This is a genomic window from Streptomyces sp. NPDC058632, from assembly GCF_042717095.1.
Classification (GTDB): domain Bacteria; phylum Actinomycetota; class Actinomycetes; order Streptomycetales; family Streptomycetaceae; genus Streptomyces.
In genome coordinates, this window is the sequence record NZ_JBHXQZ010000036.1 from 48,530 (window position 1) to 69,644 (window position 21,115).

Annotated in this window: 19 protein-coding genes and 1 tRNA gene; 10 read left to right on the forward strand and 10 right to left on the reverse strand. The window is 70.0% G+C overall.

What is annotated here, in order from left to right:
* Positions 1-78 precede the first annotated feature (78 nt).
* The 3 genes from pheA to ACFWVE_RS16165 all read left to right on the forward strand — a co-directional run bounded on the left by pheA (position 79) and on the right by ACFWVE_RS16165 (position 3,766).
* Positions 79-1,011 carry a prephenate dehydratase gene (gene pheA / locus ACFWVE_RS16155; RefSeq protein WP_384013835.1) on the forward strand — a complete coding sequence of 311 codons (933 nt, stop codon included), beginning with the start codon at positions 79-81 and terminating at the stop codon, positions 1,009-1,011.
* Positions 1,012-1,679: 668 nt separating this feature from the next.
* On the forward strand, positions 1,680-2,957 hold the full coding sequence (gene serS, locus ACFWVE_RS16160) for a serine--tRNA ligase (RefSeq protein ID WP_384013838.1): 1,278 nt from the start codon (positions 1,680-1,682) through the stop codon (positions 2,955-2,957).
* The gene (locus ACFWVE_RS16165; protein ID WP_384013841.1) at positions 2,954-3,766 is read left to right on the forward strand and encodes an HAD family hydrolase; all 813 of its coding nucleotides are present in this window, start codon (positions 2,954-2,956) and stop codon (positions 3,764-3,766) included. The genes serS and ACFWVE_RS16165 overlap by 4 nt, the downstream gene beginning before the upstream one ends.
* A 46-nt stretch (positions 3,767-3,812) precedes the next feature.
* Here ACFWVE_RS16165 and ACFWVE_RS16170 read toward each other — a convergent pair.
* The 6 genes from ACFWVE_RS16170 to ACFWVE_RS16195 all read right to left on the reverse strand — a co-directional run bounded on the left by ACFWVE_RS16170 (position 3,813) and on the right by ACFWVE_RS16195 (position 8,319).
* A tRNA-Ser gene (locus tag ACFWVE_RS16170) sits at positions 3,813-3,897 on the reverse strand.
* A 365-nt stretch (positions 3,898-4,262) separates the two neighbouring features.
* Positions 4,263-4,448: a hypothetical protein gene (locus ACFWVE_RS16175; protein ID WP_384013843.1), complete on the reverse strand. Its 186-nt coding sequence runs from the start codon at positions 4,446-4,448 to the stop codon at positions 4,263-4,265.
* Positions 4,449-4,702: 254 nt separating this feature from the next.
* On the reverse strand, positions 4,703-5,422 hold the full coding sequence (locus ACFWVE_RS16180) for an ABC transporter permease subunit (RefSeq protein ID WP_384013846.1): 720 nt from the start codon (positions 5,420-5,422) through the stop codon (positions 4,703-4,705).
* Positions 5,423-5,433: 11 nt separating this feature from the next.
* On the reverse strand, positions 5,434-6,345 hold the full coding sequence (locus ACFWVE_RS16185) for an ABC transporter ATP-binding protein (protein WP_384013849.1): 912 nt from the start codon (positions 6,343-6,345) through the stop codon (positions 5,434-5,436).
* A complete protein-coding gene (locus ACFWVE_RS16190; RefSeq protein WP_384013852.1) occupies positions 6,342-7,259 on the reverse strand; it encodes an ABC transporter permease in 918 nt (305 codons plus the stop codon). The genes ACFWVE_RS16185 and ACFWVE_RS16190 overlap by 4 nt, the downstream gene beginning before the upstream one ends.
* Positions 7,249-8,319, reverse strand: a complete 1,071-nt coding sequence (locus ACFWVE_RS16195) for an ABC transporter ATP-binding protein (RefSeq protein ID WP_384013892.1) — start codon at positions 8,317-8,319, stop codon at positions 7,249-7,251. Before ACFWVE_RS16195 ends, ACFWVE_RS16190 begins: the two co-directional genes overlap by 11 nt.
* 255 nt (positions 8,320-8,574) lie before the next feature.
* On the opposite strand from ACFWVE_RS16195, the gene ACFWVE_RS16200 reads away from it, so the two are divergent.
* The 5 genes from ACFWVE_RS16200 to ACFWVE_RS16220 all read left to right on the forward strand — a co-directional run bounded on the left by ACFWVE_RS16200 (position 8,575) and on the right by ACFWVE_RS16220 (position 13,256).
* Positions 8,575-10,365 (forward strand): SDR family oxidoreductase, encoded by a 1,791-nt coding sequence (locus tag ACFWVE_RS16200; RefSeq protein WP_384013855.1) that lies wholly within the window; start codon positions 8,575-8,577, stop codon positions 10,363-10,365.
* 201 nt (positions 10,366-10,566) lie between these two features.
* Positions 10,567-11,115, forward strand: a complete 549-nt coding sequence (locus ACFWVE_RS16205; RefSeq protein WP_384013858.1) for an RNA 2'-phosphotransferase — start codon at positions 10,567-10,569, stop codon at positions 11,113-11,115.
* Between the two features lie 43 nt (positions 11,116-11,158).
* Entirely contained in the window at positions 11,159-11,605 is a 447-nt protein-coding gene (locus ACFWVE_RS16210) for a hypothetical protein (RefSeq protein WP_384013861.1), read from the forward strand.
* 519 nt (positions 11,606-12,124) lie between these two features.
* Positions 12,125-12,997, forward strand: a complete 873-nt coding sequence (locus ACFWVE_RS16215) for a DUF72 domain-containing protein (protein WP_384013864.1) — start codon at positions 12,125-12,127, stop codon at positions 12,995-12,997.
* A 10-nt stretch (positions 12,998-13,007) separates the two neighbouring features.
* On the forward strand, positions 13,008-13,256 hold the full coding sequence (locus ACFWVE_RS16220; protein ID WP_384013867.1) for an LLM class flavin-dependent oxidoreductase: 249 nt from the start codon (positions 13,008-13,010) through the stop codon (positions 13,254-13,256).
* 25 nt (positions 13,257-13,281) lie between these two features.
* On the opposite strand, the gene ACFWVE_RS16225 is transcribed toward ACFWVE_RS16220, so the two are convergent.
* Together ACFWVE_RS16225 and ACFWVE_RS16230 are read right to left on the reverse strand one after the other, a co-directional pair.
* Positions 13,282-13,683, reverse strand: a complete 402-nt coding sequence (locus tag ACFWVE_RS16225; protein WP_384013869.1) for a DNA-binding protein — start codon at positions 13,681-13,683, stop codon at positions 13,282-13,284.
* Positions 13,680-13,928, reverse strand: coding sequence for a hypothetical protein (locus tag ACFWVE_RS16230; RefSeq protein WP_384013872.1), 249 nt, complete (start codon positions 13,926-13,928; stop codon positions 13,680-13,682). The genes ACFWVE_RS16225 and ACFWVE_RS16230 overlap by 4 nt, the downstream gene beginning before the upstream one ends.
* Positions 13,929-14,289: 361 nt before the next feature.
* On the opposite strand from ACFWVE_RS16230, the gene ACFWVE_RS16235 reads away from it, so the two are divergent.
* Positions 14,290-17,127 carry a DEAD/DEAH box helicase gene (locus ACFWVE_RS16235; RefSeq protein WP_384013895.1) on the forward strand — a complete coding sequence of 946 codons (2,838 nt, stop codon included), beginning with the start codon at positions 14,290-14,292 and terminating at the stop codon, positions 17,125-17,127.
* On the forward strand, positions 17,124-18,359 hold the full coding sequence (locus ACFWVE_RS16240; RefSeq protein ID WP_384013875.1) for an SWIM zinc finger family protein: 1,236 nt from the start codon (positions 17,124-17,126) through the stop codon (positions 18,357-18,359). Before ACFWVE_RS16235 ends, ACFWVE_RS16240 begins: the two co-directional genes overlap by 4 nt.
* A 52-nt stretch (positions 18,360-18,411) precedes the next feature.
* Here ACFWVE_RS16240 and ACFWVE_RS16245 read toward each other — a convergent pair whose 3' ends face one another.
* Complete coding sequence (locus tag ACFWVE_RS16245; RefSeq protein WP_384013877.1) at positions 18,412-20,415, reverse strand: N-6 DNA methylase; 2,004 nt, start codon at positions 20,413-20,415, stop codon at positions 18,412-18,414.
* Positions 20,412-21,017: a restriction endonuclease subunit S gene (locus ACFWVE_RS16250; RefSeq protein ID WP_384013880.1), complete on the reverse strand. Its 606-nt coding sequence runs from the start codon at positions 21,015-21,017 to the stop codon at positions 20,412-20,414. The genes ACFWVE_RS16245 and ACFWVE_RS16250 overlap by 4 nt, the downstream gene beginning before the upstream one ends.
* Between the last annotated feature and the right edge of the window lie 98 nt (positions 21,018-21,115).

Genomic DNA, 21,115 nt, shown 5'->3' on the forward strand with positions numbered 1-21,115 from the left:
CGCACATGCCACTCGCGGGGCCACCTCCTGAGCGGGCGTCCGGGGATGCCCCCGGCGTGGGCCCATTAGGGTGAGGTCATGCCAGCGAGCTATGCGTATCTCGGCCCCGAGGGCACCTTCACCGAAGTCGCCCTGCGTACTCTCCCGGAGGCCGCCACCCGGGAACTGATCCCGTACGTGTCCGTGCAGTCCGCGCTCGACGCGGTACGCGCCGGGGAGGCCGAGGCCGCTTTCGTCCCCATCGAGAACTCCGTCGAGGGCGGCATCACCACCACTCTCGACGAACTGGTCGCGGGCACCCCGCTGACCATCTACCGCGAGGTGCTGCTGTCGATCACCTTCGCGCTGCTCGTCCGCCCCGGCACCAGGCTGTCCGAGATCAAGACCGTCACCGCCCACCCCGCCGCCCAGCCGCAGGTCCGCAACTGGCTGAAGAAGCACCTCCCGGACGTCGTCTGGGAATCGGCCGCCTCCAACGCGGACGGGGCCCGGCTGGTGCAGGAGGGCCGGTACGACGCGGCCTTCGCCGGTGAGTTCGCGGCGGCCCGGTACGGGCTGGAGGCCCTGGAGGCCGGGATCCACGACGCGGAGAACGCCCAGACCCGCTTCGTCCTGGTCGGACGGCCCGCACGGCCCGCCGCGCCCACCGGTGCGGACAAGACGTCCATCGTGCTGTGGCAGCGTGACGACCACCCCGGTGGCCTGCGCGATCTACTGGGTGAGTTCGCCACGCGCGGCGTCAACCTCATGCTGCTCCAGTCCCGGCCCACCGGTGCCGGTATCGGCAACTACTGCTTCTGCATCGACGCCGAGGGCCATATCTCGGACCGCAGGGTGGCCGAGACGCTGATGGGTCTCAAGCGTGTCTGCCTTCAGGTGCGCTTCCTCGGTTCGTACCCGCGTGCGGATGCAGGGCCGACGGTGGTGCGGGATCTCCAGCCCGGGACCTCGGACGACGAATTCGCGTCCGCGGCGGACTGGGTGGCACGCTGCCAGGACGGCCGGTTCTGAGGGCCTGAGGCCAGGTGGGAGATCGGTCGCGGGCGGCCCTGGGTTGCTTGTGGCCGGTCTTACCAGTCTTATCTTCTGATTTTCGTTATCCACAGAAGTTATCCACAGGCCCACTTCTCGACCTGGGGACAAGTCGACAGCGTTGTGCCGTTTCATCGACAAATCGCCCTACTGTCCATGATCACGTCTACTCGCCCGGGGATCGCCCTTCGTTCGCCCTTTCCCTTTCGTCAATCCTTTGGGGTGGCCTCTTTCCACCCGAAAGTGGAGGTAAAAGGGGGGTTCGCGATGGGAATCCTCGCCTCCGGTCGCAGGTTTCGGAGCGGTCGATTCCGAAGTCCACAGATCTTCTTCACACCCTGTGGATAACTTCCGGAAGTCCGTGGATGCCTGTGGACAACCGGGCGCCACGTCCCGGTTCCCGTAAGGAATTGCAGTCAACGGGCTGCCTGCGGACTGCCCCCTTTTTTCAGGGAGAGGGCCACCCCCTGTCCTCGATCGGCCTCGATTGATCCCGGGGCGACCCCGGGTCGCCACCGAGGCGCCCCATGGAGACCTCGAATCAACTCTTATGGACACAGGGCGCAATTCACCTATAACGGTCGAAGAGTGGCTCCGGTCGAATAGTGAGTCGTGGGGCGTCACCCCGCACCGGTAGCCTTGACCGCGTGATTGACCTTCGCCTGCTCCGTGAGGACCCCGACCGTGTGCGCGCTTCGCAGCGCGCCCGTGGAGAGGACGTCGCGCTCGTCGACTCCCTCCTGTCCGCCGACGAACGGCGCAGGTCGTCCGGCGTCCGCTTCGACGAACTGCGCGCCGAACAGAAGGCGCTCGGCAAGCTCATCCCCAAGGCGGCCGGCGACGAGAAGGCCGAACTGCTGAAGAAGGCCGGCGCACTCGCGGCCGACGTCAAGGCGGCCGACGCGGCACGGGACACGGCAGCGGCCGAGACGCAGGAGCTTCTGGGCAGGCTGAGCAACCTCGTCCACCCCGACGTCCCGGTCGGCGGCGAGGAGGATTTCGTCACGCTGGAAACGCACGGCACCGCCCGTGACTTCGGCGCCGAGGGCTTCGAGCCCAGGGATCACCTGGAGCTCGGCCAGATTCTCGGCGCCATTGACGTCGAGCGCGGCGCCAAGGTCTCCGGGTCGCGCTTCTACTTTTTGACCGGCGTCGGCGCCCTGCTCGAGCTGGCGCTGGTGAACGCCGCGATCACCCGGGCGACCGCGGCCGGCTTCACCCCGATGCTGACTCCTGCCCTGGTCCGGCCCCAGTCCATGGCGGGCACCGGCTTCCTCGGCCAGGCGGCCCAGGACGTCTACCACCTCGAGAAGGACGACCTCTACCTGGTCGGCACGTCCGAGGTGCCGCTCGCCGCGTACCACATGGACGAGATCATCGATGCCGACCGGCTGCCGCTCCGGTACGCGGGCTTCTCGCCCTGCTTCCGGCGCGAGGCCGGCTCGCACGGCAAGGACACCCGCGGCATCTTCCGCGTACACCAGTTCGACAAGGTCGAGATGTTCTCCTACGTCGCTCCGGAGGAGTCGCAGGAGGAGCACCAGCGGCTGCTGGAGTGGGAGAAGCAGTGGCTGACGTCGCTGGAGCTGCCGTTCCGCGTGATCGACGTCGCCTCGGGCGATCTGGGTTCCTCCGCCGCGCGGAAGTACGACTGCGAGGCGTGGATCCCGACCCAGGGCAAGTACCGTGAGCTGACCTCGACCTCGGACTGCACGGAGTACCAGTCCCGTCGGCTCCAGATCCGCGTGCGGGACGGCAAGCAGGTGCGTCCGCTGGCAACGCTCAACGGCACCCTGTGTGCCGTGCCGCGCACGATCGTGGCCATCCTGGAGAACCACCAGCAGGCCGACGGCTCGGTGCGGGTCCCTGAAGTGCTGCGCCCGTACCTGGGCGGCCGGGAGCTCCTGGAACCGGTCACCGCGTGAGCGCGCCGTTCCCGTACCGGCTTGTCGCCACCGATCTCGACGGCACACTGCTGCGTGACGACCACTCGGTCTCCGACCGCACCCGGGACGCGCTCGCCGCCGCCACCGCGGCGGGCGCCGCCCACATCGTCGTCACCGGCCGCGCGGTCCCCTGGACCCGGCCCATCCTCGACGACCTCGGCTACCAAGGGCTCGCCGTCTGCGGCCAGGGCGCCCAGGTGTACGACGCCGGGGCGCACCGGCTGCTCACGTCGGTGACACTGGACCGGCAGCTGGCCTCAGTGGCGCTGGCCAAGATCGAGGCGGAGGTCGGTCCGCTGCACCTGGCCGCGAGCCGCGACGGTCTGGACGGCGAAGTGCTGGTCGGCCCCGGCTACGAGGTGACGGGCAGGCTGCCCTCGACGCCGCTCATGAACGCGTCGGACCTGTGGGCGGCGCCCCTGAACAAGCTGTACATCCAGCACCCGACACTCACCGACGACGAACTCACCGAGGTGGCCACCCGTACCGCGGGCGGTTTCGTCACCGTCGCCATGGCGGGCGAAGGCATCGTGGAACTGCTTCCCCTCGGCCTGTCCAAGGCCACCGGGCTGTCCCTGGCCGCTCGCCGGCTCGGGGCGAAGGCCGCGGACACGATCGCCTTCGGCGACATGCCCAACGACATCCCGATGTTCGCCTGGTCCGCGCACGGCATCGCCATGGCCAACGCCCACGAGGAACTGCGGGCGGTGGCCGACGAGGTGACGTCCTCCAACGAGGAGGACGGGATCGCGGTGGTGCTGGAGCGACTGCTGGGCCGAGAGGCCTGAACCGGCGACGCCCGCACTCAGCGGGCGTCGCGGGTTCAACGTCGTGCGGAGGATGCACGGATCGAACGTGCGCGGACTTTCGCCCGACCGCGGCTCAGCAAGCCGGTGCCTTACCTCTCGGCCAATCCTCCGGGTGGGCGGCCCACGCGACTGATGCGCGTGCTCGAAGCGGCCGCCCCGGGCAGCTCCCCGTGGGGCGGGCTCGGCAACGGAGCAGGAACTACCCCGGAGCCCGCCGTCGGCTGCCCTGGCAGGAGCTGGACGTACTGCCGTGCATGGACACCGTCCCGCTCCTCTCCCGGATCACGACACCGGGTGTACCCGGCGATGCGGACACAGCCACTCTGCCCGCCGGGCGAGTCGGATGCCACTCATTTAGGGCCCGGCCCGGCCGACAGGACATGCCGAAGACGCGGGGCCGAGGGCCCATGGACGGCGGGGCCCGGAGCCCCGCCGTCCATGGGCCAGCGAGCCGCCACCGGCGGCCCCGCCGCGTTCACCCCCGCCGGCGCCGCCACCCGCGTCGGCGTGCCTTGCTGAAGAACCATCCCGTCGGCGGCTCGTCGGAGCGCCAGGGCCGCGGATCCGGCTCCTCGTGCCGCCAGCGTTCGGTCAGCAGGCGGGCGCGGGCGGACGGCTCGGCGGTCTCCGCGGCGCGGATGAAGGCCTCGTCCAGGATCACGTCGTCCGGAGCTGTGAGGGCCCTCTCCCCGGCCTCGGTGTCCCCGCCACGGGCCCGGTCGTCGGGCCGGAGGTCGAACGGGTCGTCGGGCCGGGGTGGGGCCGGTCGTCGCTCCCGTGCACCCGTCGTTCGTCGTGCCCGAACGCCCCACCCGCCATCGCGATCGGTCCTTCCGCCGGATCAGGAGCCGTAGCTCTCGGTGTCCCCCTGTACCCGGTGTGCCGGAGTGGAACAGAGTGCGGAACGAGGTGAGGTCACTCCTCTCCCGCGAGCGTCAGCGTGCGCAGCTTCTGACCGGCGTACCAGGTGGCCAGGACGGTGACGACGACCAGCAGGACCGTCGCGGTCGTCAGACCGACGTCCGAGGTGACCAGGTCACCGCCGGAGACCTTCTGGGCAACCGCGAGCGACCACTGCTGGACGCTCAGCGTGCGGGCGCCGGGCACCAGGGAGCCGAACAGGGCCTCCCAGACCAGCGCGTAGACCAGCCCGAACACCACCGCGTGCCGGGAGACCGTACCGAGCAGCAGGAAGAGCGCCGCGTACGCGATGGAGGCGACCAGCGCGGCCACCGTGTAGGCGACGGCGACCTGTTGGCCGTTGCCGTTGAGGATGAAGCCGGCGATCAGGGTGGGCACCGCCGAGAAGACCATCGTCACGGCGATCGCCACGATCAGCTTGGTGAAGATGATCGTGGACCGCTTGATCGGCTTGGACAGCAGGTACATCACCGAGCCGTCGTCGATCTCGGGCCCCATGGCGCCGGTGCCGGCGATGACACCGATGATCGGCACCATGGTGGCGAGCGCCAGCCCGCCGAGCACGTCGGCCGCGGTCTGGTCGTCGGCACCGGCGAGGGCGCGCACCGCCAGGGAGATCGCGATCAGCAGCAGGGGCAGGGCGCCCAGGATGAGGGCCCTGCGACGGCCGAGCAGGGCCCGGTAGGTGAGTCGGGCGACTGTGGGGTCGTACATGGTTCGGCCTCCTACGCCGCGACGAGATACGAGAAGACGGACTCGAGGGACTCGTCGGACGGCGAGACCGTGAGCAGGCGGATGCCGTGTTCCTTCGCGACCCTGGGCAGCAGGGACGTGAAGCGGGGGAAGTCGACGGCCTGGACGCGCAGGACGCCCTCGTTGTGGTCGACCTCGATGCCGGACGTGGACGGGTCGGCGATCAGCGCGGCCGCGAGGGCACGGTCGTCGCTGGAGCGCACCAGGTAGCGGTGCGGGCGGTCCGTCATCAGGCGGCGGATCTTGCGGAAGTCACCGCTGGCCGCGTGCCGGCCGGCGACGACGACCTCGATGTGCCAGGCGAGCTGCTCGACCTCTTCGAGGATGTGGGACGAGAACAGCACGGTGCGGCCCTCGTCGCCCATGCGCCGCAGCAGGTCCATCAGCTGCATGCGCTGGCGCGGGTCCATTCCGTTGAACGGTTCGTCCAGCAGGAGCAGGGACGGCTCGTGGACGAGCGCGGAGGCCATCTTCACGCGCTGCCGCATGCCCTTGGAATACGTGGCGATCTTGCGGTCCTGCGCGTACTCCATCTCGACCGTCGCCAGGGCCCGCTGGGCCGCCTTGGCGCCCAGTCCGTGCAGTTCGGCGTTGGCGACGACGAACTCGTGGCCGGTGAGGAAGTCGTACATCCCCTCGCGCTCGGGGACGATGCCGATGTGCCGGTAGATCTTCTCGTTGCGCCACACGGCCTGGCCGTCGAGGGTGACGGTGCCGGTGGAGGGGGCGAGGAAGCCGCCCATCATGTTGATGAGGGTGGACTTTCCGGCGCCGTTGGGGCCGAGGAGGCCCGTGACGCCGGGGCCGATGGTCATGGTGATGTCGTTGACGGCGACCACGTTGCCGAACCAGCGGGAGACGTGGTCGATGGAGAGCGTGGTCACAGGCCCACCTTCCGGTAGCGGCGCGTCAGAAGGCCGTAGCAGGCCGCGATCAGGCCGAGGGTGAAGAGGACGTACACCACGCCCTCGCCGTTCGAGGGTCCGGTTCCGCCCGGGAAGGTGGTGCTCGCGCCCAGGAAGGCGGCCTGCACACCGTCGATGAGGGTGATGGGCGAGAACAGCCCGATCCAGGCGATCGAACCGGAGCTGTCCTGGACGTCCGCGATCGCCTGGAGGGTGGAGACCGCGCCGTAGGAGATGGTCAGGACGGCGATCACGGCGGCGATGCCGAAGCCGCGGCGCGGGGTGACCGCCGCGATGACGAGGCCGATGCCGGCGAAAAGCAGTGAGAGCAGTGCCACGGAGACGAGCCCCTGCGCGAATCCCTTGGTCTGGTCGGTGAAATCGAGTTTGGCCAGCAGCGCGCCCGCATAGAGCACGAGCAGGGGAGCGGCGGTCAGGATGAACAGGGCCGAGGCCAGTGCCGCGAACTTGGCGCGCACGTAGTCCGTGGTCTCGATGGGCCGCGAGAAGTACAGCGGAACCGTCTTGAAGCGCAGGTCGCGCGAGACGGACTGGGGTGCCTGCGCGGCGACGTACAGGCTGATGACGGCCTGCATGATGATCGCGTAGCGCGTGTACTCGACGGGCAGTTCCTTCGCGTTCGTGGCGACCGCGACGGCGACCATGATGGCGGCGGGCACGCACATCACCACGAACAGCAGCATCGGCAGCACTTTGGACTTCGCCGAGCGGCCGAGTCCGTAGGAGCCGCGCAGGGACTGCGAGTACAGCGAGAGCCTCGCGTAGGAGCGGCCGAGGCGGGGCCCGTCGTAGGAGCGGTAGCCGATGTTGTGGATCCGGGTCTGGTCACCCGGCGTCGGTGCGGGTGTCCGCAGGGGCTGCTCAACCGCCATGGCCGACCGCCTCCTTCCGCTGCTCGCCGTTGCCGCCGCCGGCCCCGGTGTCTTTGTCTGTTCCTGTATCCGTGCCTGCGCCGGTGTCCGTGTCGTTCGTGAAGACCTCGGAGATGTGGTGGCGGCGCTGTTCCATGCGCACCAGGCCGAGTCCGAGGTCGGCGATCACGTCCCGCACCAGGTCGTAGGTCTCCTCACCCTGGGCGGTGAGCAGGAGGACGTGTCCGGAGCCCGGCAGCCCGCTGCCGTCCTGGACGGTCACCCCGCGCGCGTGGAGCGCGTCGCGCACCGCGCGGGTGCCGTCGGGGTGCTCGTCGGTGTCGGTGACCTCGATCGCGAGAGTCGTCGTGATCTGGGTGAAGTCCGTGGTGGAGCTGGAGCGCAGCAGCTTGCCGCCGTCGACGACGACCACGTGGTCGCAGGTGCGCTCGAGTTCGCCCAGAAGGTGGGAGGTGACCAGGACCGAGATGTCGAAGTCGGTATGGATACGGCGGATCAGGCCGAGCATCTCGTCGCGGCCGACGGGGTCGAGACCGTTGGTCGGTTCGTCCAGGAAGACCAGGTCCGGGTCGTGCACCAGGGCCTGCGCGAGCTTCACGCGCTGCTTCATGCCGGTCGAGTAGCCGCCCATGGGACGGTAGCGCTCCTCGTACAGGCCGACATGGCGCAGTGTGTCCGCGGTGCGCTCCCGCGCGGCGGTGGGCGGCAGGCCGGACATGCGTGCCATGTGGACCACGAACTCGGTGGCCGAGACGTCCGGCGGCAGGCAGTCGTGCTCCGGCATGTAGCCGACCCGCTCCCGGATGGCGGCGCCCTTGGTCGCGACGTCGAGGCCGAGCACTTCGGCGCGGCCCTCCGTGGCGGGGGACAGACCCAGAAGGATCTTGATCAACGTGGACTTGCCGGCTCCGTTGGCCCCGACGAGCCCGGTCACACCGGGTCCGACATCCATGGAGAGCCGGTCAAGCGCGGTCACCCTGGGGAACCGCTTGCTCAGGCTTTCGGTCGCGATCACAGTCACATCCCCGACGATAGTGACCCGCGCCACGCGGGTCGTCAGACCGGAGAGCTGTCTTCGCCTCCGTCTGGAGTTGTACGAGCCCGTAGGGGATCTCCGCCAGGAGCTGTGTGCGCCCCCGAGGGCCCCTCTTGACCCGGCCTCCGGCGAGCTGCGAGATTCGCTGGTGTCACGCTGCGGACACGTAGCGCAGCCGGTGGTTCGGGCACACGGCGCGGCCGCGGTGCGGTGTCCGCCGGCGGGAACGGCGCGGGGGCCCGCTCGGGCCCAGCGCACGCCGGCGCGGGGTGGAGGGGGGTGACGGACTTGTCCGGAACGGTGCCGCGGGGCGCGCGTGAGCGCCGGGTACGCACGGGTGGTGTCGAGTTGTGCGTGGCGGAGCTGGGCGACCCCGGGCGGCCGACCGTCGTCCTGGTGCACGGCTACCCCGACAGCAAGGAGGTGTGGTCCGAGGTCGCGCCGCGCCTCGCCGAGCACTTCCACGTCGTGGCGTACGACGTCCGCGGCCACGGGCGGTCCACCGCGCCACGCCCGCTGCGGGGCGGGTTCACCCTCGAGAAACTGACCGACGACTTCCTGGCCGTCGCGGACGTGGTCAGCCCGGACGAGCCGGTGTATCTGGTGGGGCACGACTGGGGCTCGGTGCAGGCCTGGGAGTTCGTCACCGTCGGGCGTGCCGAGGGGCGGATCGCCTCGTTCACCTCGGTGTCCGGGCCGTCGCTCGACCACTTCGGTCACTGGATCAACCGCCGGCTGCGGCGGCCCACCCCGCGCCGGGTCGGCCAGCTGCTCGGCCAGGGCGCCAAGTCCTGGTACGTGTACCTGCTGCACACGCCGGTGCTGCCCGAACTGGCCTGGCGCGGTCCGCTCGGCAGGCACTGGCCGCGCATCCTGGAGTGGTTCGAGAACGTCCCCGGCGGGAGCAAGGGGGACAGCGAGGGCTATCCGGCCTCGTCCCTGCCGTCGGACGCGGCGCACGGGGCATGGCTGTACCGGGACAACGTCCGGGCCCGGCTGCGCGATCCCAGAACCGACGCCTACGCGCACGCGCCCGTGCAGCTCGTCACGCCGCTGGGGGACGCGTTCCTGTCGGAGCGGCTCTACGACGAACTCGAGCGGTGGGCACCGCGGCTGACCCGCCGGGTGCTCCCGGCGAAGCACTGGGTGCCACGGACCCACCCCGACCAGCTCACGACATGGATCACCGACTTCGTGACCTCCGTGGAGGACGGCCGGACGGAGACCACCGTCCCGGGCCGGTACGCGGACCGGTTCGGCGGACAGCTCGTCCTGGTCACCGGGGCGGGCAACGGCATCGGGCGGGCGACGGCGCTCGCGTTCGCCGGGGCGGGAGCGCGCGTGGTGGCCGTCGACCGGGACGCGGAGGCGGCTGTCCGCACCGCCGAGGAGGCCCGTTCGGCCGGAGCGTCGGCGGCCTGGGCCAAGACCGTGGACGTGTCCGACGCGCCGGCCATGGAGGAACTCGCCGAGGAGATCACCACGGAGCACGGCGTGGTGGACGTCCTGGTGAACAACGCGGATGTCGGCCTGGGCGGCTCCTTCTTCGACACCACCCCGGAGGACTGGGAACAGGTCCTCGACGTCAATCTGTGGGGCGTGATCCACGGTTGCCGGCTCTTCGGGGCGCGCATGACCGAGCGCGGGCAGGGCGGTCACATCGTGAACGTGGCGTCCGCCGCGGCGTACCGGCCGTCCCGGGCACTGCCCGCCTACAGCACCTCCAAGGCGGCGGTGCTGATGCTCAGCGAGTGCCTGCGCGCGGAGCTCGCGGAACGGGGGATCGGCGTGACGGCCGTCTGCCCCGGCATCGTCGGCACCGGCATCACCTCCAGCGCGCGCTTCGCGGGCGCGGACGCCGAGGAGGAACAGCGCCACCGATGGCGGGCAGCCCGCCTCTACGGGCTGCGCAACTGTCCTCCGGAGAAGGTCGCCGCCGCGATTCTGCGCGCGGTGGTGCGGGACGACGCGGTGGTGCCGGTGACCCCGGAGGCGCGCGGCGCGTACGCGGTGGCGCGGTGGATGCCGGGGGTACTGCGCAGGATCGCGCGGGTGAAGCCGCCGGTGTGAACCGAACGGTGTGAGGTCATGGTGGGGTGGGCCCGGGGCACCGGGTCCGTGTCGGCCCCGAGGCGGGGCGCATCGGGGGCGCCGCTGCGGGGGCCCACAGGGTTGTCCCCCTCCGCTGTGGGTAAACAGTCCTGCCTGTGGATCCAACATCCCTGGCATATTCGATCGCGTGATGCACGTCTCTCCCGGCAGGCTGGGCGGATGGATGAAAGACGCACCGTGAAGGTGTCGAAGTACCTGGCCAGACATCTGCGCCATCAGCCCGAGGCGATCGGGCTGACCCTCGACAAGGCCGGCTGGGTCGAGATCGACACGCTGATCGCCGCGGCGGCCGCACACGGCTTCCGGTTCACCCGGGCGGAACTGGACCACGTCGTCACCGCGAACGACAAGCAGCGCTTCGCGACCGAGGGCACCCGGATCCGCGCCAGCCAGGGGCACAGCATCGAGGTCGACCTCGGACTGCCGCCGGCCACCCCGCCGCCGTATCTCTTCCACGGCACCGTCGCCCGGCACCTGGCCGCCATCCGCGTCGAGGGTCTGCTGCCCATGAACCGGCACGACGTGCACCTCTCCGCCGACCGCGCGACGGCGACCCGCGTGGGTGCCCGCAGAGGACGTCCTGTGGTCCTCTCCGTGGACGCGGCCGCCATGGACCGCGACGGTCATGCCTTCCGGGTGAGCGCGAACGGCGTGTGGCTGACCGGCACCGTGCCTCCTGGGTATCTGCGGTTCCCCTCGAACCACTGACGCGGCGTTTCCCGATGGCCGGCAACGACGCATGATCAGCGGCATGGAACATCTGCCCACCACAGAGGCCGCAGTCAACGCCCTCCGGGCGCTCGCGGACGTGTACGAGCGCGAGATCGAGGTCACTCATGACATCGGCGCCGACCAGACATCACGCCGCACCGCGGCGGGTGTGGGCGTGACCACCGACCCGGACGGCTCCCTCCCTCATGAGGCCTACGTCGAGTTCGGCGGCCTGCCCCGGGTCAGCGTGCGGCTCTATCCCGAGGACGACGCCCTGATCGACGTGGAGGGCGTGGAATGCCCCGACATCGCCCGCGACGACGTGCCCGCCTTCCTCCGCTCCGTCTTCGACGGCCTCGCCCACGTTCGGGGCCGGCGCTTCCCGCCGGGCCACTTCCTGGTCGTACCCCTGCCCGGGGGCCGGGCACACGAGGAGTTCATCCCGATGATCGTCCTCACGCCTTGGCTGAGTGCCCACGTGCGGTGACCGCCGGAGCCGGTGACCGCCGAAGGTGCGGTACTCGCCGGAGGCGCAGTGATGGTTTCACGTGAAACACCTGCGCTCCGGGAGGCCCGTCAGAACCTGGTCTCGAGGACATGACTCCGCGCCTGAGCACCGTGATCCCCTCGTCCCGCCGCCGCGGCCGTCACCGACCGGATGCGCCTGGGCACCCTGATGACCTCGGTCAAGCCTTGTCCATCCACTACGAGCTGAACCGGACAGACACCACCGTTGGTTCGACCCCACGGAAATCCCGGCGTGTGGCACGGCGCGGGACGAGGCCAGATGTCGTACTGAGTCGTCGACGCCGGCGGTCTCTCCCATGTGAAGGGGCGATTCTTCCCGCCCTGTCGGCGGCTGGTCGCCCCGCTCACGCCCTGGGGGAACGGCAACGTCCACTGACCGGCGGCTCCGGCGGAACAACCGGGGCCCGTTGCGGACCGCCGGGCGGATGACCCCACGTGCCGGACGAATCCGTCACCGCGTCCGGGGAAGACTGGCGGGATGGGAGAGATCCGGGTCGGAACCTGCTCGTGGACGGACAAGGCGCTGGTGTCCAGCGGCTGGTATCCGACAGGCCGCCGCGACGCGGAGGGCAGACTGCGGCACTACGCCACACGGTTCCCGGTGGCCGAGGTGGACTCCACCTATTACGGGCTGCCCAGCACCCGTAACAGCCTTCTGTGGACCGACCGCACCCATGAGGGCTTCCGGTTCGACGTGAAGGCGTTCTCCCTGCTCACCGGGCATCCGACACGGCCGGAAGCACTGCCCGCCGAACTGCGCCCGGCCCTCGCACGGCAACGGGGGCGGGCAGGCATCGATCCCGGACTGCTCGATGATGTGTGGGAACGGTACAGCGCGGCCCTCGAACCACTGCGCGCATCCGGCCGCCTGGGGACGCTGGTTTTCCAGTTCCCGCACCGGCTCGTACCGGGTAGGCCGGCCGTGGAGTTCCTGCGCCGGTGCCGTGAGCGTGCCGCGGGATGGCCGATGGCCGTGGAGTTCCGACACCCCGGCTGGTGGCGCGATGAGCACGTCGGTGCGACGACCGCCCTGCTGACGGAGCTGGACACGGCCGCCGTGGCCGTGGACATGGTGCAGACGCTTCCCGCTTCCGTACCACCGGTCGTACGGGTCACCACCCCGGAACTCGCCCTGGTGCGCTTCCACGGTCGCAACAGCGCGTGGGGGACCGGCACCAAGGAAGAGAGGTTCCGCCACTCGTACACACCCGAAGAACTCTCCGAGTGGACACCGCGCGTCCGCGACATGGCCGAGCAGGCGCGTGAGGTCCACGTCCTGTTCAACAACTGCTGCGGTGACGCCGCCGTCCGCGCCGCGCAGTCGATGCAACACCTGCTCGGTCTCTCGTAGGGTCGTCCCCATGCGACTGAGCACTGTGATCCTGCCCGTCGACCGCTGGCACGAGGAAGGTGGCGAGAAGTGGCGGCGCGCCGAGGAACTCGGCTTCCACGCCGCGTACACCTACGACCACCTGTCCTGGCGTTCCTTCCGGGACGGACCGTGGTTCGGTGCGGTCCCCACGCTCACCGCTGCGGCGACGGCGACACAGCGTATGCGCTTGGGAACCCTTGTCACCTCGGTCAAGCCTTTTTCACCTATCGCGGCATGACCTGGGCGAATCCGTTCTCTCCGGCTCAGATGCCAATGAGCCGGACGTGGTCACCGCACAGCCGGGCCATGTCATCGAGGTCGGACGTCAGGATGGCCACCGGACCCGGCTGACGCAGTGCCGCCTCGGCGACAGTCGCGTCGATCGCGTATTTATGGCCGTGCAGACCCGCGGCCTTGAGTAGTTCCGCGGACGCTTTCGCCGCATCCTCGGTCACCGGCTCGACCTTGACGCAGGACAACGCCCACCGCAGCCGGGGCATGTTCACCCGGGTGTGGCTGACTTCCACGATGGTGTTGGCTCCGATAACGCAGTCGGCGCCCATGGCATGGAACACCTGGAACATCGCGAGAATCCTGCGGTCCTGTGCGATCCAGGCGGAGAGCCCCTGGGAGTCCAGGACGACGGTCTCGACGTGCTCGTTCACGCAGCGCTCGCCGACCCGCCGGCGTCCGTCGTCCCGAAGATCCTGGAACGCGCCTCCGCCAGCTCCTCCTCGGTGAAGGCTCCGTTCTCCTCCTGGTGGCGCCGCAGGTCGGCGCCGAGTAGCTGGTGCCGCAGCTGGCGTGCCACCGCCTCGGCGACATAACCGGAGACGTTGTCGGTGAGCTTCCTCAGCTCGGCGACCTGCTCGGTCGGCAGCGTCACCGTGATACGTGTCGTGTCACCCATGACCCGAGCATACTGCGATATGCGCCCCGTGGTCGTCTCGCTCCTCACACGCCAGCGGGCGGGCGAAGGGTACCCACTGCGGGTGAGACCGAAGCCGTGCTCGACGAAAAGGGACCACCACCGTGCGTCCGGGTTTGAACGCGGTTGTGCCGGCCGCCATGATGGGCCTGCCCGGCGTCGGCAAGCGGCCGATCAGCGCACGGGCGCCACGTCGGACAGGGCCCGTGCCTGCGGGTGAGGCGGGCCCGAACGTGTCGGGTGATGAGTGGGGCGCGGTGAGGGCCGCCTGGAATCAATGGGGCGAAAGAGCGTGGCACGGGTCGTCTTACGAGAACCACACACGGGCACGAGAGTCGCACCGCTGCCGGCCACGCCGGAGGCAACCGCCTTCACAAGGGGTCTGCTCGACGACGGCTGGGCGGCGGTGTTCCTGCCCGGCGAGCCCGCCCGCCTCGGACGGCTGCTGCTGTGGCAGCCCGTGGGGGCAGCAGCCGACGGCGGCGTGGCACCCGCGGGCGTCGAGACCGAGTCGGTGGAACTGGTGCTGCCGCATGGCCGGTCGGTCCGGCGGCGCAGGGTGGGGGGTTATGCGCTTCCCGTCGCCCTCGCAGTAGCCGCCCTGGCCGGGGCACAGCCGCCGCATCCGTCCGCCGCAGCCTGGCAGGCCGCCGCTCGCTTCGCGCTGCGGCTGCTCGCCGACGGCCGTCTCCATCCGGCCCTCACCCCCGGCGGCTACGACACCTGGCAGGCGGGCCCCTACACGGCCGCCCAGCGCCAGACGCTGGACGCCCTCGCTGCCGCCTTCCCGCCCCACGCCCACTGTCTGCCCAAGCCCGGTCCCGCCCCGCTGCGGATCGCCGAACCGGCCGCGCTGCTACGCCAGTTCTGCGACGCGGTCACCGACGATCTGGTCCGTACTCCGGCCGCGCCGCTCGCCATGGGAGCGCTGCCGTACGCCTGGCGCGAGACGCGTGCCGTGCCCGCCCTGCGCAAATGGGCCGAGGAGACCACCGCCGCGTTCACCGCAGAGGTCGATGTCTCGCTGCGCGTCGACCTGCCCGAGGGGCGGCGCCGGCAGTTCCGGGCCGTCCTGCAGTTGCATACCGAGGCGGACCCGGCGCTCGTCGTCGACGCCGCACGGCTGTGGAACGAGCCGGCCGAGGTGGAGCGGCTACTCGGCCCGCGCGCCGAGACCGAGACGCTGCTCGCGCTGCGCCGCGGCGCCCGTGCCTGGCCCCCGCTCCAGCGGCTGCTGAAGGATGCCGCCCCCGACGAGCTCCGGCTGACCGACGACGAAGCCTTCGACCTCCTGGGGGACGCAACCGACGCACTGCGCGCGGCCGGTGTCGACGTGCACTGGCCGCGCGAGCTGGTCAAGGCGCTCACCGCGACCGCGGAGATCGGGCAGCGCACCGCCCCCGGCTCCAGCGCGAGCGGCCTCCTCGACGCCGACGCACTCCTCGACTTCCGCTGGCAGATCTCACTCGGCGGCGAGCCGCTCACCGACGCCGAGATGGACGCCCTCACCGAATCTCGCCGCCCCCTCGTCCGGCTACGGGACCAGTGGGTGGTCGCCGACCCGAAACTGGTGGCCCGCGCCAGACGCCGCCGGATGGAACCGCTCACCCCCATGGAGGCGCTGAGCGCCGCGCTGACCGGCGAGGTGGAAAGGGACGGCGACCCGGTCCCCTGCGAGGCGGTCGGCCAGTTCGGCGACCTCGTCACCCGTATCCGCGATCCCGAATCCCGTATCCCCGCCCCACAACCCGCCGCGCTCAAGGCCACATTGCGTGACTACCAGAAGCGGGGCCTCGCCTGGCTGGCCGAGATATGCGAACTCGGCCTCGGCGGCTGCCTCGCCGACGACATGGGCCTGGGCAAGACCATCACCCTGCTCGCCCTGCATCTGCACCGGCAGACCGACCCCGCCACCGCGGGCCCTACGCTCGTCGTCTGCCCCGCCTCCCTGCTCGGCAACTGGCAGCGCGAGGCGGCCAGGTTCGCGCCGTCCACTCCCGTGCGTCGCTACCACGGCGGCGACCGCCACCTCGACGACCTGGCCGGCGACGAGATCGTCCTGGTCACCTACGGGGTACTGCGCCGCGACCGCGCAGTCCTCGCCGAGACCGCCTGGTCGTTGGTCTCCGCCGACGAGGCCCAGCACGTCAAGAACCCCTACGCCGTCACCGCCCGCGAACTGCGCGCCCTGCCCGCCCGCGCCCGCGTCGCCCTCACCGGCACCCCCGTGGAGAACAACCTCTCCGAACTGTGGGCGCTGCTCGACTGGACCACTCCCGGACTCCTCGGCCCGCTCACCGCGTTCCGCGACCGGTACGCCCGCCCCATCGAGGCCGGCGAGGACTCCGAGGCCGCCGAGCGCCTGTCCCGTCTCGTCCGCCCCTTCCTTCTGCGCCGCAGAAAATCCGACCCAGGGATCGCACCCGAGCTGCCGGCCAAGACCGAGACCGACCGCGTCGTCTCGCTGACGACCGAACAGACCAGCCTGTACGAGGCGGTGGTCCGCGAGACCATGGCGAAGATCGCGGAATCCGAGGGCATCGCCCGCCGCGGCCTGGTACTCAAGCTGCTCACCGCGCTGAAGCAGATCTGCAACCACCCGGCCCAGTATTTGAAAGAGCACAGCCTGGGCCGGTCCACGCCGCTGCGCGGCCGCTCCGGCAAGCTCGACCTGCTCGACGAACTGCTCGACACCATCACCGCGGAGGGCGAATCGGTGCTGGTCTTCACCCAGTACAAGCAGATGGCGACCCTCGTGGAGAAACATCTCGCCGAGCGCGGCATCCCCGCCCTCTTCCTGCACGGCGGCACACCGGTCGCCCGGCGCGAGGAGATGGTGGAACGCTTCCAGCGCGGTGAAGTACCGGTGTTCCTACTGTCGTTGAAGGCGGCGGGCACCGGGCTCAACCTCACCCGCGCCACCCACGTAGTGCACTACGACCGCTGGTGGAACCCGGCCGTCGAGGACCAGGCCACCGACCGCGCCTACCGCATCGGCCAGGACAGATCCGTCCAGGTGCACAAGCTCATCGCGGAGGGCACCGTGGAGGACAAGGTGGCGAAGCTCCTGGAATCCAAGCGCGCGCTCGCCGACGCTGTCGTCGGCTCCGGTGAGGCAGCCCTGACCGAACTGTCCGACGCCGACCTCGCCGAACTCGTCGCTCTTGGAAGGCAGCCATGAACCCCTCACTCCCCGACCCGCGCCGCGCGCCCACCCGCGGCAGGCGTGCCTTCGCCGCGACCTGGTGGGGCCAGGCATGGGTGACGGCCCTGGAGGAATCCACCCTCGACTCGGGACGCCTGTCCCGCGGACGCACCTACGCCCGCCAGGGCAAGGTCGGTACGACCACCGTCGCTCCGGGCCAGGTCAAAGCCGCTGTCCAAGGCAGCCGGCCGCGCCCGTACCGCTCCTCGGTCCACCTGCCCGTCCTCACCGACGCCCAGTGGGACACCCTGCTCGACACCGTCGCGGCGCGAGCCGGGCATCTCGCCGCGCTCCTCGACGGCGAGATGCCCGCCGAACTCGTCGACGACGCCCGCCAGGCAGGCGTCCCCCTTCTCCCGCTGCCCACCGAACTCGACCCGGCCTGCTCCTGCCCCGACTGGGGATATCCCTGCAAGCACGCCGCCGCGCTCTGCTACGCCATCGCCACCACCATCGACGCCGACCCGTTCGTGCTCTTCGCGCTGCGCGGCCGCGGCCGCGAGAAAGTCCTCGCCCAGCTGCGCACACGTCGTACGGCGAGCCAGGAGATCGTCACCCCACCAGCCCCGATCGGCATCCCGGCCGCCGCCGCGTACGCCAGCTGGGCCGGACACGCCCCCCATCTGCCCGAACCCACCGACCCAGCCGGCCACACCACCGCGCTCCCCGTCACCCCGCCGCCCGGCAGCGGCTTGGCCACCACGGACCTGGAGCGCCTCATGGCCGACGCCGCCACCCGCGCCGCGCGGCTTCTCCTGGGCGACACCACCTCCCTGTACCTGACCCAGCACCAGGACGCGGTACGGATCGCCGCGAGCGGCCCTGGACTCGAGTGGTTCCACCGCCTCGTCGAGAACACCGGTGGCAGACCCACCACGTTCGCCCGCCTCACCCGCGCCTGGCGCCATGGCGGCCCCACCGGCCTCGCCGTCGCCGAACAGCCCCACACCCCCGACCCGGCGGCGATGACGGCCGCCCGCACAGCCCTGACCACGGCCCTCACCGAGATGACCACGGCCCCCGTCCCCCTCAGGGTCTGGCGCAACCGCCTCACCCTCACCAACCACGGCGTCCAACTGCGTCTGGGCCCCGACACGCGCTGGTACCCCTACCTCCAGGAGGACGACGGCGAATGGTGGCCTGCGGCACCGGCCGATACCGACCCGGCCGCCGCACTCACCGCGGTCTGGCAACCGAGCGGAGGGTGACAGGGACGGCGGTTCCGCTCCTGGACGGCGGCTCCGGGTCAGGGCGGACCGGTCAGGTGTAACCGAGTTCCTCCAGGCGGGCTCTGAGCCGTTCCGCAGCGGCCTCGCTCTGTCTCTCCAAGTCCGTGTAAGAGGTCCCGTACCGGTCACCCCATGAGCGGTAGAGGTCGACCAGTCCCTGTCGCTCCGCGGCAGCGAGCCTCTCCACACGATCGCAAAGGTCCTTACCAAGGACGTCAAGCACTCGTTCGCATGCCAGGCTCTCAGGAAGATACGAAGGTCGGCCGTCGGCCACCGTCCACCGGTCGATCACCCCAGGAAAGCCCCGGCGTTCCAGGCTTCTCAGATCGTCCTGCCGGACGGCCCACCATGCCGCGAAGGCACCAGTCAACTGGTACCGGTCCAGGATCCCGGCGGGCAGGAGCTCCTCACGGAAAGAAGCCATGAGCCGGGAACGCGACATCAACAGCCTTCTCGTACCCGCAAGTTCGGCAATGCGTGGTTCCACTCCCTGCCACCAGGAACGGCAGCGGTCGATGAAGTCCCGCTCTCGGGCAGCGGCCAAGTCCTGGATACGCACTGCGGTCGCCTCGCAACCGCGGCCCGGGAAATCGAGGTAGCCGGAACCCTTCGTCATGAACAGGTCGGCGAGGCCGATACCGAAGGCCTGGAACCTCCTCATTTCCGCGTCGACCTCGCTTCTCGGCACCCCGCCGAACAGCGCGGCACGGACGTCCAGCGATGGCTCGGCAGGCGGACCCGCGTCGACGTAGCGCCGGATGTTGAGGTTGAAGTCGTTGTCCGCGATCTCGTCCGCAGACACCACTCGCGAGAAGCCGGGGATGTCCGCCCACTCACGGAAGGCGCCCACGATCTTTTCCACGTTCTGCGGCTCCAGTCGGTTCTGCGACCGCCCCGTGACTACTTCGCGCTCGGCGTTGATGAACAGCACCTGGCCGCGTTGATCCGCCGGTGTTCCGTTCGTACCCCGCAGCACCAGGATGCAGGCGGGGATGGCCGTGCCATAGAAGACGTTCGGTCCAATACCGATCACCGCTTCGAGCCGGCCGTCCTCGACGATTCCCTGGCGGATCTCCGCCTCCGCCCCGCCCCGGAGCAACACACCATGCGGGGTGACGACCGCTCCGATCCCGTCCGGGCGGAGTGTGGCCAGCACGTGCTGGACGTTCATCAGATCGGCCTTCCTACCCTGCCCGGGTGTCCAGCCGTACTTCATCCGCTCCGGATGCCTCATCTCCTTCTCGGAGTAGTTCATCGAGAAGGGAGGATTGGTCAGCACACGGTCGAAGCGCCTGAGGTGCCCGTCCTGCAGTGAGTGGAGCGGATCGGTCAGTGTGTCCCCGCAGAGCACCGAACTGTCCGTAAGGCCGTGCAACAGAAGGTTCAACCGGGCCGTGGAGCACGTTGCGGCGTTTTTCTCCTGCCCGAAGAGGGCGAGGTCCGCGCCCCTTCCGCCATGCTCGTCGACGTACTGCCCTGCCTGAACGAGCATGCCGCCCGAGCCGGCGAACGGATCGTAGACCGACTGTCCCTCCCGAGGCCGGACCAGACGCACCATCAGTCGGACCACAGAACGGGGCGTGAAGGATTCCCCGCCTCGTTTCCCGGCACTGACAGCAAACTCGCCCAGGAGGTAGTCGTAGGCACGCCCGACCTCATCGCCGAACTCCAGGTCGCCGTCGTTCAGCGGAATACGGTCGAAGTGATCGACCAGTGCCTTCAACTCGGCACGGCTCAGCCTTACGTCGAAGTCGACAGCCTCGAACACGCCCTTCAGCGCTTCGGGGTTGCTCTCCTCGAGTTCCCACAGAGCCTCGTTGAGAACACGCCCCGGCGCTTTGCCCTCGTAGTCGACGATCTCGGACCAGCGCGCGCGGTCAGACACCCGAAGGATGCCGGGCTGGTCCGAGACCCGTTTGAGGACCAGCATCGCGGAGATGACCTCACGGTACTGCGACGAGTCCATCCTGCCGCGCAGGATGTCGGGAGCGGCGAAGAGAGCCCGTTCCAATTGACTGAGGGTAAACAGACTCATGTGCGCCTTGCTCCCTGGATCAGCTCTCCGAAGATGGCCGGCCGCAGTGCCTCCAGGCGATCGGCCATCTGCCGCTGGATCCTGATCCGGGTGTCGACATCCGCCAGGGCTTCAACGACAGCGTGCTGCCGGCCCAGGGGCGGCACGGTGACCGGCAACTCGTTCAGCATCGCCGAGTTGAGCGAAGGCACTGTACCCGGGGTGGACTGGCCCAGCATGACTCGTTGCACAGGCGGATACGACAGATACGACACGAGGTACTCGGGCAGGACGCGCTCCCGCTGGGGCCTGATGCGCAGACAGGACGAGCCGTAAAGCCAGGTGGCGTGTTCCGCCTCGACCAGCGCCAGGCGGCCGAGCGCCCCCTGCCGCACGATGAGAATGTCGCCCTCCCGCAGCGAGAACCGGGAGAGGCGTTTCGTCTCGTCCCACGGCACCCGCCGTAGCCGCCGGGTGTCCACTGTGTGGTCGTCGGTGAGATCCGGCGGTGAGATCACCGGCACTCCGTCGGGGCCGTCGTGCAGGCTGTCCAGCAAGGACCCGGACGGACCGGCCTTCACCTCACACAGGCTCCCGAGCGGAATCTCGTGGCCCCAGATCATGGATACGTCGTCTCCTTTCACGGCTTTTCCGCTCCTCTTCCCGGCACTGCCGCTCTGCCGTGATCCGGCGCGTGGGTGGCGGGGTGCGGTGCGGGTGG

Bases quoted from the DNA above. Each gene is read 5' to 3' on its own strand.
- pheA (WP_384013835.1), top strand. From the start codon at position 79: ATGCCAGCGAGCTATGCGTATCTCGGCCCCGAGGGCACCTTCACCGAA.
- ACFWVE_RS16180 (WP_384013846.1), bottom strand. From the start codon at position 5,422: ATGTACGACCCCACAGTCGCCCGACTCACCTACCGGGCCCTGCTCGGC.
- ACFWVE_RS16190 (WP_384013852.1), bottom strand. From the start codon at position 7,259: ATGGCGGTTGAGCAGCCCCTGCGGACACCCGCACCGACGCCGGGTGAC.
- ACFWVE_RS16205 (WP_384013858.1), top strand. From the start codon at position 10,567: ATGGATGAAAGACGCACCGTGAAGGTGTCGAAGTACCTGGCCAGACAT.
- ACFWVE_RS16210 (WP_384013861.1), top strand. From the start codon at position 11,159: ATGGAACATCTGCCCACCACAGAGGCCGCAGTCAACGCCCTCCGGGCG.
- ACFWVE_RS16215 (WP_384013864.1), top strand. From the start codon at position 12,125: ATGGGAGAGATCCGGGTCGGAACCTGCTCGTGGACGGACAAGGCGCTG.
- ACFWVE_RS16220 (WP_384013867.1), top strand. From the start codon at position 13,008: ATGCGACTGAGCACTGTGATCCTGCCCGTCGACCGCTGGCACGAGGAA.
- ACFWVE_RS16230 (WP_384013872.1), bottom strand. From the start codon at position 13,928: ATGGGTGACACGACACGTATCACGGTGACGCTGCCGACCGAGCAGGTC.
- ACFWVE_RS16240 (WP_384013875.1), top strand. From the start codon at position 17,124: ATGAACCCCTCACTCCCCGACCCGCGCCGCGCGCCCACCCGCGGCAGG.
- ACFWVE_RS16245 (WP_384013877.1), bottom strand. From the start codon at position 20,415: ATGAGTCTGTTTACCCTCAGTCAATTGGAACGGGCTCTCTTCGCCGCT.
- ACFWVE_RS16250 (WP_384013880.1), bottom strand. From the start codon at position 21,017: ATGATCTGGGGCCACGAGATTCCGCTCGGGAGCCTGTGTGAGGTGAAG.